The organism is Janthinobacterium sp. BHSEK (assembly GCF_056174685.1).
In genome coordinates, this window is the sequence record NZ_JBWBYV010000089.1 from 1 (window position 1) to 13,169 (window position 13,169).

Sequence of the window (13,169 nt, forward strand, 5' to 3'; positions counted from 1 at the left end):
GGCGCGCGCCACATCCTGGTCAGGTGTTGCAAGACATAAAGACGCTGTCCGGAATGTCGCCGACAAACAGGTTGGGAAAGTCGCGTACAGAAAGGTGCTGCGCGTCGTTGCCGGTGACCATGCGCAACAGGCGGTTGCCGCCGGCCTCCAGGTAAAAGACCGAGGGCGGCTTGCCCGCCCGCTCGACTACCCAGGCGTCCGCCTCCTGGCCCAGCACGGAGTGGCGGCCGTCGTGACGCGCGCCGCCGTCCAGCAGCACCGCTTGCGGCAGGAACAGGGCGTGGAACGGCGTCACCTCGTCGGCCAGCGCCGTGCCCTGCAGCTGTTCGCCAGTGGCCTGCGCCTGCCTCGCGTAGGCCACTTTCTGCTTGCGGCTTTGTTCGCGCCTGGCATCGCCGATTTCCGACATCCACAGCAGGTGTCCATGTTCCTTTTCCGGCCAGGGATTGAACAGGCCATCGATGCGGCAGATGTTGCGCGCATAGTCGAACCAGCAATAGCCGGACGTGACCTGGTCGTCCTCCTGCATTGGTGTCCAGTAGGAAATATAGGCGCTGCTCCATTGCATCGGCAGCAGCGGCGGGGCGACGTGTGCGGGCATGGCGGCTCCCTAGCGGCCCAGCGCGTAGCCAAGGCTGGCCATCAGCGCTTCCTGCAGCGACGGCAGGTCCTTGCGGCGCGCGTCGAAGCTGGCGGTCAGCTCTTCATTGCTCAGTCCGATACGCTCACCCACGCTTTCAAACCACAGGCGGCTGCTGTTGGCGTGATCCTTGAACAATTGCATCAGGGGCACGGCGCGGGCATTGAAGCTGTCCAGGGCGGCGGCCGCGCCGGCTTCGGTATTGAGGATCTTGACCAGCAGCAGAGCTGCCACCACCGCCATGGTGGTGCCATGGCCGATGGAAAAATGCCCCGATTGCAGCGCATCGCCGAGCAGGACGAACTTGCCGTCGCAGGCCCGGTCGTGGCTGAGGGTCATGAAGTTGCGCCAGCCCTGGCCCGGTTGGCTGAGGAGGCCGTGCTCACCGAGTTCGGCTTTGAACGTCCTGGCGATATACGCGGCGGCGTCGCGCTCGGAAAGCGCCTCCAGCCCCGCCTTGGCGTACGTCTCCTCGCTGCATTCGACGATGAAGGTGCTCATCGTGTCGGAGTATTTATAGGCATGGCCGATGAAAATCCCTTGGTCATTGCTGCGGAACACCAGGTTCATCTGGTCGAACAGCTGGGTGGTGCCGTACCAGATGTATTTGTTGCGCCCGAAGTCGATGTGCGGCGCGAGCGCGGGCGGCAAGTCCAGCGCCTTGTAATTGACGCCATTCGACACCACCACCAGGTCGTACTCGGCTTCCAGCTGCGCCTTGTCCGCCGGCGGCGTTTCATAGCGGATGGCGATGCCGGCCGCCACGCACTTGGCGCGCAGGGCCTGCACCAGGGCCTGGCGTCCGACGCCGCACAGGGTGACGCCGGTGCTCATCAGGTTGGGCTGGTCGTGATGCACGAGCTTGAATTCTTCCAGGAACTGCGGATTGAGCCGTTCCGGCTGATCCAGATAGGAGAGCGGGTTGGCGGGATGGCGCGGCGGCCGTCCCGGCAGCACCACGCCCCAGCCCAGCACTTCTTCCGGGGTATTTTTTTCCGTAACGCTGATCTTCCAGCCGGGTTGAGCCTGTTTCATCTGACTGGCAAAGATCAGTCCTGCGGGTCCTGCGCCGATGACGAGAATGTTCATTAGTTTACCCTTCCAAGTTTGTACCAAACGTTTTGTTTCTTCTGGATTTGCTGCAGTTCATCGTAGGGAACCGATGTGAAGTACAGTTTCTCCGCCATGTCGGGCGGATAAACACGGGGGAATTTCTTGTGCATGTAGCGCGTGTAGCGCGTCTGCAGGAAGAAAATCAGATTCGGATTGCTCAGCGCTTCATAGTTGGCGATCGCCATGTCCTGCATGGCGTCCGCCTGCACCTTGCGCTGCTGCGTGAATTCGGACAGGGCGGGGCCCAGGGCATTGCCGTGCTTTTCCAGCAGGGAAACGAAGACGTGGACGTCTTCCAGCGCCATGTTCATGCCTTGTCCGAGGAAGGGGGCGGTGGCATGCGCCGCATCGCCGATCAGCAGGATATTCGCCTTGTAATGGAAGGTGCTGGAGCGGACATTGATGAGGTCGTTGCTGGGCAGCGCCATGAACTGGTCCAGCATCTCCTGGCGGCGGTCCGGCGGCAGGGTGCCGAAGTAGCGGCTGAAGAAATCGGCCATGGCTTCGCGGTTCAGCGTGCCCAGGCTGGGCGTGCCGGTGTAGGGCAGGCACAGGGCGAAGCTGATGCTGCCGTCCGGAATGGTGGCCGCGCGGCCGGCAAACAGTCCCTTGGAATCCATGCCGAAGAAGTACAGCAGATCCTTCCTGAAACCCAGGTCCGCCGCGTTCGGCAACACCAGCGTCTTGTAGCCATGGCGGAAGTAACTCTGCCTGAACTCGAAGCGGCGCACGCCGCTTTGCATGGCGCGCCGCACGGCCGAGTGGGCGCCGTCGGCGCCAATGATCAGGTCGCCATACAACTGCTGCACGGCGCCGTCCGGGCCCTGGATCTGCACGATCTTTCTTTCCAGGTCGACATCCAGGCATTTATGCTCAAAGTAATACTTCACCTCGTGCTTGACGGCATGCCGGTTCAGCAGGCGCTGGAAGGCCGTGCGGTCCAGCGACAGGGGAAACAGCCCTTCGAGCGGGGTCAGTTCGCGTATCCGGTGCCGGCCGCCCACGCTGAATGCCATGCCGACGATGGGTTCGCCGCACTGGTCGAGCTCCTGTTTGCTGATGCCGGCACCGAGGACGGCCTTGATGCCGCGCACCGTCATGCTCACGCCGATGGCGCGCGAGTTGACCGGGTCGGCGTTTGCTGCATTCTCCAGCAGCGGATCGCCGCGTTTTTCGATGACGTGGACATCGTGTCCCCGTTGCGCCAGATAAATGGCGCTGAGGCTACCTGCCAAGCCTCCGCCGACGATAATGATTTTATGCATTTCAGGCCTCTCTTGACATCTTTCCCCGAGATAAATCGGTAAGTTGCTGATTAAAAAACTCCAACATTTCGATCGGCGCCATGCCGATGACATCGCTCTCAAGGCCGCGCGCGTACTGCGCCAGCGCCAGGCATTTCTGCGCCAGCATGTCGCAGCCCTGGCTGTAGTCGCTGCTGACCCGGCTGCCGACGGGCTCGGGCACGGGCGGTCCCGCATGGCGGCCGGGCACGCCGGACGGCATGTTCATCAGGGCGGCCGACAGGGGGCGCAACAGGCCGGTCATGATGTCGATCGAGGCGTTCATCAGGCGCGAACGGCGCAGGCTGCCCAGCGGCTGCTGCGCGAAATGGTGCGCCATCAGCAGGAAGGTCAGTTCGTAGCAGCCCTGATACAGGCGCATCAGTCCGCGCGCCTGCTGGTCGGTCACCACGCTGCAGTCCGCGCGCGCTTCGAGCACGGGATTCTTCAGCGCCGGCAGGGCCGGCTCGAACGGCTTGTCGCAGGCTGAAAACCTGCCGGCGACGGCACGCAGGCGCTGGAAGTGCGAGGAAGCGAAATGCGGCGAATCGACGGCCACGCCTTCCCCCTGCTCGGTGACGAAGTCGATGGCGAACAGCGCGCTGTCGCGGTCGGACACTTCCAGCTGGTAGCCGGGATAGGCGCGGTTGGTCAGTTCTTTGAGGAACAGGTGGTGTTCGCCGCCGCGCTTGCCGCCGCCGCTCTCGAACAGGCCGGGCAGGTCGGCCAGGGCCTGGCGGATCGCGATATAGAAGGTGGCAATCGATTTGCCCGGCGTGGGAATATAGTCGGGCCATTCGAAACGCACGAAGCGGGCCAGCACGTGTTCGGAAAAAGGCTCGAATGCGAATTCCGTGTCCAGACCGAAGCGCTGGCGCGCCTGCTGGCCCAGCACCGGGGTGCCGCCATAAAACGGTTCGCCCAGCGCCATCAGCACATTGTTGACTAATAAGTAGTGAATCATTTCTTCATGGGCGATCTCCAGCAACATGCCGCGCGTACCGCTGTTGCGGCGCCGGTCCTCGCCGCCGCAGGCCAGTTCCAGCTCGGCCGGCAGCCAGCGGCCGGCCCGCACCAGTGCCGCCCCCTGCGCATAATTGGGAATCGAATACGCGGCGTACAGGTATTGCAGCATGAGCGACAATTCCAGGTCGATGGCCTTCTTCAGTTCCTCGATCAGCTCCGCCTTGCAGCCGATGACAGGCGGCGCCGCCGGTTCCGGCACCGCGGCCCTGGCCTTTGCCTCGACCTGCGTCAGGTATTTCAGGAACAGGCGCGACTTTGGCAGCGACAGTTCGCGGGTGCTGGGCATGTAGTAGCTCTTGTCGCGGTTCCGCGGATCGCACATCTGCCACATCAGGCGCGAATACGTTTCGCACTTGCACTGGTCCGCCAGGCTGAAGACCTTGTCCGACATGAAGGGATACACGAGCTCGTAGTAGCTCATCACATGCCGGTAGAGGAAGGCGTAGTCGACCTGTTCGGCGGGTACCTCGTCGAGGTCCCAGTCGTCGGGCAGCACGCGCACGCCGAGGTACTGTGCCTCCTTGCCGGTGCCCAGCACGATCCTGGTCGCGCCCGGCTGGCGGCCCGTCAGGGTCAGCGCCGTGTAGCCGGTCCCAAGCGGCGAGGGCTGCCGTTCCACATCCAGCAGCGCGCCGTCCTCGGCCCGCGCCGGCAGGGACGCAGGCGCCGCCAGCTCGCCGCGGAAGCGGCTTTGCACGGTGATGCCATGCGGAAATGTTTCATGCTTTTTCCCGTTCGGCGCTTCCAGGTACAGCTGGTTGCTGTCCGATTGCAGTACCCAGTCGGCTTCTTCCCACTGCGCCTGCGCGCTGCCCAGGCTGAGCGAACCGGAGGCGGGGGCCTGTTGCAGCGGCACGTCGAAGACGCCGTGATGGCGCCAGTGGTCGCGGTACAGCTGCTCGGGAATCCGGGCCAGCAAGGTGCCGGCGCCGTCATGCAGCAGCAGGTCGCCCAGCGCCTGCTTGCCGCCCAGGGCATGCGTCGGATGTTGTTCGGAAACAGCATCCGTGCCGCGCGTGGTGAACGGAATGGCGCTCGGCATGTTGAACGCGACGCGGTCCGCGTGCACTTTCACCAGCACCGGCCCCAGGCTGCCTTGGCGCGGCTGCAGCAGGCGGCCGGTCGGATAGGTGGCCAGCTCGTCGCGCCGCCACAGGCCGATGCTGCCGGCCAGGTCGTAGAACACGGGCGAGTCGGGTTTTTGCGGCGTCGACATATTGAACAGGCAATACTGGACCGTCAGGCCCAGCACCTCGTCGTCGGCCAATGCTTGCTGCAAGGCATGCATGCTGGGCGGCAGCGCGAGGTCCGCGTTGAACAGGAAATGCGGGTCTTGCTTGGACACGGAAAACTGGAACAGCCTGGAGCGGCCGAATTCCTCGTCCAGGAAATGCCCGCTGCGTTCCGTGATATGGCCGCTGCCGAGCCAGCGCACCGAGTGCGCCTGCGCGATGTCGGCAGTGAACAAGGTGGGCGTGTTGGGCGTGGCCAGCTTGTCGCTCAAGGTGAACTGGCCGGCGTAGATCAGCGTCGTGTCCGGCTGGGCCGGGTTGTTGTCGACCCACCTGGCGCGGTTGAACGTGGTGCGCAGGTACTCGTTGTAGTGGCCCCACAGGGCCAGCTTGGCGCCCACCAGCGCATCCTGCGTATCGACCTCGCCATCGCGCAGCTGGACGCCCGTGATCCGCGCGTTTTCCCACGAAAAATGATTGTTGCCGCAAAAATTGTAGCCTGCCGCCTGGCTGAAGATGCCGTCCGGATCGGGCTTGCCCGCCGCATTGAAGCGGGGGGCAAGCTGTTTCAGGTGCGTATGGAATTCGGCCGGCGGCCGGCTCAGATCGACAGCGTCGCCCGCCATCGATACCATATTCGTGGCGATATCGATGTTGCCGTGCGTATTGCGATTCCCCGTCGGCACATTGGCGCGGGCAAAACCCCGAAAATGCAGGCGGGGGAAGTCAAGTAGGCTCATGCGCGCTCGGTCGAGGAAGTGATGAATGTATCGTTGGCGGCATCCTCCAGTTGCTCCAGCCGTTGCAGCAACAGGCCGCTGGCTTGCTTGGCGCTGATCAGGCTGCCTTCCATCCAGCCGCAATGCGCGGTATAGGCATCCGAGCAGGAAATGATGCCGTCTCGGTGCAGCAGGACGGCCGGGTGCTCGGCTTCCGGCTCCACGCAAAACTCGACGCCATGCGGCCAGAACTTGTGGAAGTGCGCCTTGATCTGCGGCAGCGGCTGGCCATCGAGCGGCAGAACTTCTTCCAGATGGCTGCGGACACGCTCCAGGTACACGTCTTCACCGAGCTCCAGGCTGTCCCGCCAGTAGGTGGCGCTTTTGCTGTCGGTATAGAACAGCACATACTTGTCGCTCTTGAAGTAGATCTTGCGCAGGGGATTTGCCGCCATCAGCACCTTGTCGGTCAGCCCGAGCGCGTCCCACCAGGCCGTGTCGAACGTGAAGAAACCCTTGAACAGGGGCAGCGAGTCGTACTGGAACGGACTCCAGGCGTGCGGGAAATCCAGGTTCAGGCGCGGCATGGCGGACGGCGGGATGGCCATCACCAGATGGCGCGTGCGGTGCATCTGCGTGTCGCCCTGGTGGCTGAAGGCGAGCACGTGGTCGGCGCCGGATTTTTCTACGGACAGCAAACGGTGTTCGAGCCGGAATTCCACCCCGGCGGCCTGGGCCTGGTGCTGCAACTGGCACAGCAGCGCGTGGTAGCCGTCGGTGGCATAGCGCCACTGGTTGGCGGCGTTTTCCGTAAAGTGCTGCGTTTCCGGGTGCTTCTTGATGATGTCGTAGGCCATGGCCGCCGACACCATCGGCAGCAGCAAGGCGTCATAGCCGGTCGCCTTGATGATGTGGGTGGCCTTGGCGGTGCCCAGATAGTGGCTGACGAACTCGAGGAAGGAGTCGTTCGGATGCTCTTTCAGCATCGGGCTCAGGCCATCGAGCGTTGCCTTCAGCTCGTCCAGCACGCTATCGTGGGAGATGACTTCGGTGAACGGGTAGAGCGCATGCGGCAATCCGCTGCCCTGCATGAGTTGCTGGAAATGCGGATGCAGCTGCGGCGAGTAGCGGGCGGCGCCGAGCTCGGCGATTTCCTCGCCGTCTATTTTCCGTGACTGGATGCGGCCGCCCACCGTGGCGTTCAGGTCGAATACCCGGATGCGCAGCTTCCTTTTGGCGGCGGCGTCGATCAGGCGGTTGGCGCAAGTCAGGCCTCCTATGCCGGCGCCTACGATGCAAATGTCAGAATACGTGCTCATACGAAATTCCTTTTTAACGTTCATTAATCGAAAAGCTGCAAAATCGTTAGCAAAAGTGTCCCCAGCACGTGTAGGCAAGGGAGGGGGCGCTGCGTGTTACCGCACTTGGCAAGCGTTATCGGCTGGGGAATGAAGAGCCTGGCGAGAACTGGCGTTGTGTCTGGAATGGTCGATTCTTGGCAGCAGAGTTTCTGTCTCAGATCAAAGATGGCACCGACAATAGCCCGGGTATCGGGCTGTCAGTTTGATAAATATCAATGTAGTTGTCGTTTGTGCGGCGCCGTTTTGGGGCGTGGCGACGCCCGCGCACGGGCTGCGCCAGCGGGGCGGCAGCGATGACGCGAAATTAATGTTGTAAAAAGACAAATTTCGCGCGCCAGGCTCTCAATGCGCAGCATTGCCATGGCATTTGCCGCATATCGTGCCGCCAGGCGCGCGCCGCTTTGCGGGCTTCTGGGTTTTCCTGTTCAGCAACGCGCTGCGGGTCTGCCGGGGCTGGCAAGACGGGGCCTGGGCCTTGATCGTGCTGAACGTCTGCCTGGCCCTGACGAACGTGCGCGGCATCGTCAAGAACGAGCGGCCGTGACGTCGCTTCCACTTGAATATTGTTAATGTTGAACGTTTCTGCAGGGCGGCCTACATGCCGTGCCGCCGCCTTGCGTCCATTTCACGGCGGAAAATGGCCATCCGGGCCTGGCAGCTCCAGATATTTGCTGTCTTATATAAGATTCGTCGCCATCGGATACACAAACAGCGGCTGGACAGTCTAAAATACGTGGTGGGCAAGCACGGCGTCACCGCCGGCACACTAGCCGTCCAAAGCAAGGCTAACCGTCCTGTGTTTGGAATGAAGAAAGTTAACCACCAGGCATCACCGCATACAAGGGAATGAACATGGCAACACAAAAATCCAAAATCATCTACACGCTGACTGACGAGGCGCCGCTGCTCGCGACGTATTCCCTGCTGCCGATTATCAAAAAATTCACCGCGCCGGCCGGCGTGGACGTCGTCTCCAGCGATATTTCGGTGGCGGCACGTGTACTGGCTGAATTTCCCGAATTCCTGACGGACGCGCAAAAAGTCCCGAATACCCTGGCTGAACTGGGCAAATTGACCCAGAGTCCAGACACCAACATCATCAAGCTGCCGAACATCAGCGCCTCGCAAGGCCAACTGATCGCCTGCGTGCGCGAACTGCAAGGCCGTGGCTACAAGTTGCCGGACTATCCGGAAGATGCGAAGACGGAAGAAGAAAAAGCCTTGAAGGCCCGCTACGGCAAGTGCATCGGCAGCTCGGTCAATCCGGTCCTGCGTGAAGGCAATTCCGACCGCCGCGCACCGAAGGCCGTCAAAGAGTACGCACGCAAGCACCCGCATTCGATGGGCGAGTGGAGCCAGTCGTCGCAAACCCACGTCTCGCACATGCACCATGGCGACTTCTACCACGGCGAAAAATCGCTGACCCTGGAAAAAGCGCGCGACGTCAAGATGGAACTGGTCACGGCCTCGGGCAAGACCATCGTGCTGAAACCGAAGGTTTCGCTGCAAGCGGGCGAAATCATCGACAGCATGTTCATGAGCAAGAAAGCGCTGCTGGAGTTCTACGAGAAGGAAATCGACGACGCCTTCAAGACGGGCGTGATGTTCTCGCTGCACGTCAAGGCCACCATGATGAAGGTCTCGCACCCGATCGTCTTCGGCCACTGCGTGCGCATTTTCTACAAGGACGCGTTCGCCAAGCATGCGGAACTGTTCGACAAGCTGGGCGTGAATGTCAACAATGGCATGAGCAACCTGTACGACAAGATCGAAACCCTGCCGGCGTCGCAAAAAGATGAAGTGCTGAAAGACTTGCACGCCTGCCACGCGAATCGTCCGGAACTGGCCATGGTCGATTCGGCCAAGGGCATCACCAACTTCCATTCGCCGAACGACATCATCGTCGACGCATCGATGCCCGCCATGATCCGTATCGGCGGCAAGATGTGGGGCGCCGATGGCCGTCCGAAAGACGTCAAGGCAGTCATGCCGGAATCGACTTTCGCGCGCATCTACCAGGAAATGATCGGCTTCTGCAAATGGCATGGCAACTTCGATCCGAAGACCATGGGCACCGTGCCGAACGTGGGCCTGATGGCGCAGCAAGCGGAAGAATACGGTTCGCACGACAAGACGTTTGAAGTGCCGGAAGGCGGTATCGCCAACATCACCGACCTGGAAACGGGCGAAGTGCTGCTGACGCAAACGGTGGAAGAGGGCGATATCTGGCGCATGTGCCAGGTCAAGGACGCACCGATCCGCGACTGGGTCAAGCTGGCCGTCACGCGCGCGCGCAACTCGGGCATGCCTGCCGTGTTCTGGCTCGATTCCTACCGTCCGCACGAGAACGAAGTCATCAAGAAGGTACAGGTGTACCTGAAGGATCATGACACCAGCGGCCTGGACATCCAGATCATGTCGCAGACGCGCGCCATGCGCTACACCCTGGAGCGCGCCTTCCGCGGCCTGGACACCATTTCCGTGACCGGCAACATCCTGCGCGACTACCTGACCGATCTGTTCCCGATCCTGGAACTGGGCACGTCCGCCAAGATGCTGTCGATCGTGCCGCTGATGGCCGGTGGCGGCATGTACGAAACGGGCGCCGGCGGTTCGGCACCGAAACACGTCAAGCAGCTGGTGGAAGAAAACCATCTGCGCTGGGATTCGCTGGGCGAGTTCCTGGCGCTGGCCGTGTCGCTGGAAGACATGGGCATCAAGACGGGCAACGCGAAGGCCAAGATTCTCGCGAAAACCCTCGATGAAGCCACCGGCAAGCTGCTGGACAACAACAAGTCGCCATCGCCACGCACCGGCGAGCTGGACAATCGCGGCAGCCATTTCTACCTGGCCATGTACTGGGCGCAAGCCCTGGCGGCGCAGAAGGACGATGCGGAACTGGCAGCGCACTTCGCGCCAGTGGCCAAGGCCCTGGCCGACAACGAAGAGAAAATCGTTGCCGAGCTGAAAGAAGTGCAGGGCAAGGAAACGGATATCGGCGGCTACTACCTGCCCGATCCGGCGAAGACGGAAGCGGTCATGCGTCCTAGCGCCAGCCTGAATGCCGTGCTCGACACCATCTGATGCAGTCCTGACAGGCAGTAGGTTCTTTACTGCCTGTCAAAAAACGCCGCCGGAAGCGATTCCGGCGGCGTTTTTCATTTGCCCTGCATCTTACTGGTAGTGCTTGTAAACACTGGTGCTGCCATTGCTCTTGACCAGCAAGACGTCATACGCATCCTTGCGCGGTCCTTCCATGCCTGGCGAGCCCATCGGCATTGCCGGCACGGCCAGGCCCTTCGCCTTGGGTTTTTCGCGCAGCAGCTGCTTGATGTCGCTGGCCGGCACATGGCCTTCGATGGCGTAGCCGTTGACGAGGCCCGTGTGGCAGGAGCCGAGCGCGTCGGGAATGCCGGCCAGCTTGCGGTATTGCGCCGGCATCTCGACGTTTTTCGCGCGCACCGTGAAACCGTTCGCTTCCAGGTGCTTGATCCATGCGGAACAGCAGCCGCACGAGGCGCTCTTGTAGACTTCAATGACGGGCAGGGCCGCCATGGCGAACGTGGGCAAGCCCAGCATGGCGGCGAAGGCGCCGCGCAGTATGTAATGTTTGATCATGTGCTGCTTTCAGACGAATAAAGTCAATCGTGGCCACCTCGGTGGCTTGTTTGGGACGAGCTTGGAATCTATGCGGAAAGCGGCCGCGGGGGCCGGCGCGGGCCGTCGGGAATGAATCCCGTCAGCAAGGCGGCTGTCGCGGTGGTGACGCGTTGCGCGCCGGCGCAGGCGGCGGCAGGCAGGGCGAGGCAGGGCGGCATCAGCGCGCCCAGGCAAAAGCTGGCACAGGCGCCGCACGCGGGGTGCTTGGCAGGAGCCTGGCTTCCCTCCTGCGTGCCGGCGCTGTCCGTGATGGCGGATGACTGCGCGGCGTGATGCTGGCAAGCTGCCGCCATCGCGGCGGCAGGCGGGGCGAACGGCGCGCACAGCCGCATGGCGCCCGCGGCGGCGGCCTGCAGCGGCAGCGCCGCGATCAGCAGCAGGATCAGCCATGTTTTGAAGAGTCTTAGCATCGCCGGAAAGTATAGCATGGGGGGGAGCGTCGCCAGGAGCCGGCGCCCCTTAGCGCGAGGCGGCGGCAAGCACCTTCGATGCGTACATGGCCCGGTCCGCATGGCGCAGCAGCAGCTGCATGGTATCGCCGTCTTCCGGATAGTGGGCCACGCCGATGCTGACGGTGATCCGCAATTGCTGCCCGTTGCCCAGGTGCAGCGGCGCGGCCAGGGCCGCATGGATCTTTTGCTCGATCTGGCTGACGTCCGCCGGCGTGGCATTGCTTTCCAGAAGCACAACGAACTCATCGCCGCCCATCCTGGCCAAGGTGTCTGTTTCGCGCATGCAATCGCGCAGGCGGTTCGCCACCGTTTGCAGCAGCAGGTCGCCGCAGGCATGGCCGTGGTCATCGTTGACGCGCTTGAAGTTGTTCAAGTCCAGGAACAGCAGCGACAGCCGGCCTTCCTGGCGGTGTGCGCGGGCGAACGCCGTGTGCAGGCGGTCGTGGAACAGGCGGCGGTTCGGCAAACGGGTCAGTTCATCATGCATGGCCATGAACTGCATTTGCGTCTGCAATTGCCGGCGCTCGACGGCGGTGGCGAGTTGTTTGGCAATAAATTGCAGCAAATCCTGGTCTTGCGCCGTGCCGATGACGGCATCCTGCTCGCCTTGCAAGGCCAGCGCGCCGATACTGCCCATGGAGGAGTACAAGGGGACGGCCAGCCAGCACGACGACAGGGCGCCGGCCGCCATCTGCAGCGCCGCCGGCAGACCGGCCAGCTGTCCCGCCTGCAGCAGCAGGGGGCGGCCGCTGCGCAGGACTTCGTCGCACAGCAGGCTGGCCAGCGGCGACGTCGGCTGGGGCGCGCCGTCGTCGGCATGGCAGGTGATGGGCGCCTGGGCGCCATGTTCGTCCTGCAGCAGCAGGGTCAGGCTACGCGCCGGCAAGTGTTCGCCGATGATGTCCTGGATACGGTGCAGCAAGGCGGGCAAGTCCTGCGTCGCCTGCATGGCTTCGGAAATGGCGTACAGCGCGGCCTGCTTTGCCTGCGCCTGTTTCAGCAAGGTGACGTCGCGCGCCACCGCCACGCGCAGCTGGTCGGCGGCGGACCAGCGGGCCGACCACATGATGTGGGCCAGGCTGCCATCCTTGCGCAGGTAGCGGTTTTCAAAGTGCGTCTGCGCATGGCCGTCCATGATGGCGCGCGCGGCGGCCAGGGTACGGGCGCGGTCGGCGGGGGCGACCATGTCGAGCATGAGCTTGCCGATCATTTCCTGCTGCGTGTAGCCGAAGATGCGCTCGCAAGCCGCGCTGACGAAGACGAAGCGTCCCTCCACATCGACCATGCACACGGCGTCGAGCAACAAGTCGGTAAAGCTGGCCAGCGGGGCGTGCAGAATCTTGTGTTCCATGAAGGCATTCTAATGGACATTCCCGGCAGCGATTCAACTTGTTGAGTCAGGCAAGGCGGGCGGCATGAAAATGTTTCATTTACCCGACGCTCATGCTTTTCTGTTTCTTGCCGTTAATGCAGTATTGCCATGCAGTACTTGCCACCACGCCAGATAACGTGACGCAAGGTTTGCCTGGCGCCAGGTGATTGCAAAAAAACTAACCATATCGATATTTTATGATGCCTATTCCCGCCACTTGCAAGGTTACAGCGCCATGACCTCCATTTCTCCACTTTCAAGCTGGAATAGCGCCCCGCCGCGGGCCTCCGCCGCCACCTCGAACCGCGCGG

The 13,169-nt window shown here is 62.4% G+C and carries 10 protein-coding genes; 2 read left to right on the forward strand and 8 right to left on the reverse strand.

Going from position 1 to position 13,169, the window contains the following annotated elements; genetic code table 11:
* Nucleotides 1-19: 19 nt before the first annotated feature.
* From vioE to vioA, 5 genes are read right to left on the reverse strand one after another with little or no spacing between them, the layout of a single operon-like run.
* Nucleotides 20-601, reverse strand: coding sequence for a violacein biosynthesis enzyme VioE (gene vioE / locus AC0V2Y_RS24930; protein ID WP_475417855.1), 582 nt, complete (start codon nucleotides 599-601; stop codon nucleotides 20-22).
* A 9-nt stretch (nucleotides 602-610) separates the two neighbouring features.
* Nucleotides 611-1,729: a flavin-dependent violacein biosynthesis monooxygenase VioD gene (gene vioD / locus AC0V2Y_RS24935; RefSeq protein ID WP_475417854.1), complete on the reverse strand. Its 1,119-nt coding sequence runs from the start codon at nucleotides 1,727-1,729 to the stop codon at nucleotides 611-613.
* Nucleotides 1,729-3,018 carry an NADP-dependent violacein biosynthesis oxygenase VioC gene (vioC, locus tag AC0V2Y_RS24940; RefSeq protein WP_475417853.1) on the reverse strand — a complete coding sequence of 430 codons (1,290 nt, stop codon included), beginning with the start codon at nucleotides 3,016-3,018 and terminating at the stop codon, nucleotides 1,729-1,731. The genes vioD and vioC overlap by 1 nt, the downstream gene beginning before the upstream one ends.
* 1 nt (nucleotide 3,019) lies before the next feature.
* Nucleotides 3,020-6,034, reverse strand: coding sequence for an iminophenyl-pyruvate dimer synthase VioB (gene vioB / locus AC0V2Y_RS24945; RefSeq protein ID WP_475417852.1), 3,015 nt, complete (start codon nucleotides 6,032-6,034; stop codon nucleotides 3,020-3,022).
* Nucleotides 6,031-7,332, reverse strand: coding sequence for a flavin-dependent violacein biosynthesis tryptophan-2 monooxygenase VioA (gene vioA, locus AC0V2Y_RS24950; RefSeq protein WP_475417851.1), 1,302 nt, complete (start codon nucleotides 7,330-7,332; stop codon nucleotides 6,031-6,033). Before vioA ends, vioB begins: the two co-directional genes overlap by 4 nt.
* 397 nt (nucleotides 7,333-7,729) lie before the next feature.
* Here vioA and AC0V2Y_RS24955 point away from each other — a divergent pair, with 397 nt between their 5' ends.
* Together AC0V2Y_RS24955 and AC0V2Y_RS24960 are read left to right on the forward strand one after the other, a co-directional pair.
* Complete coding sequence (locus tag AC0V2Y_RS24955; RefSeq protein ID WP_475417850.1) at nucleotides 7,730-7,918, forward strand: hypothetical protein; 189 nt, start codon at nucleotides 7,730-7,732, stop codon at nucleotides 7,916-7,918.
* A 308-nt stretch (nucleotides 7,919-8,226) separates the two neighbouring features.
* Nucleotides 8,227-10,458, forward strand: coding sequence for an NADP-dependent isocitrate dehydrogenase (locus tag AC0V2Y_RS24960; protein WP_475417849.1), 2,232 nt, complete (start codon nucleotides 8,227-8,229; stop codon nucleotides 10,456-10,458).
* A 90-nt stretch (nucleotides 10,459-10,548) separates the two neighbouring features.
* On the opposite strand, the gene AC0V2Y_RS24965 is transcribed toward AC0V2Y_RS24960, so the two are convergent.
* The 3 genes from AC0V2Y_RS24965 to AC0V2Y_RS24975 all read right to left on the reverse strand — a co-directional run bounded on the left by AC0V2Y_RS24965 (nucleotide 10,549) and on the right by AC0V2Y_RS24975 (nucleotide 12,837).
* Nucleotides 10,549-10,992 (reverse strand): DUF411 domain-containing protein, encoded by a 444-nt coding sequence (locus tag AC0V2Y_RS24965; RefSeq protein ID WP_475417848.1) that lies wholly within the window; start codon nucleotides 10,990-10,992, stop codon nucleotides 10,549-10,551.
* Nucleotides 10,993-11,060: 68 nt separating this feature from the next.
* Nucleotides 11,061-11,444, reverse strand: coding sequence for a hypothetical protein (locus tag AC0V2Y_RS24970; protein ID WP_475417847.1), 384 nt, complete (start codon nucleotides 11,442-11,444; stop codon nucleotides 11,061-11,063).
* A 49-nt stretch (nucleotides 11,445-11,493) separates the two neighbouring features.
* Nucleotides 11,494-12,837, reverse strand: coding sequence for a sensor domain-containing protein (locus AC0V2Y_RS24975; protein WP_475417846.1), 1,344 nt, complete (start codon nucleotides 12,835-12,837; stop codon nucleotides 11,494-11,496).
* Nucleotides 12,838-13,169 lie beyond the last annotated feature (332 nt).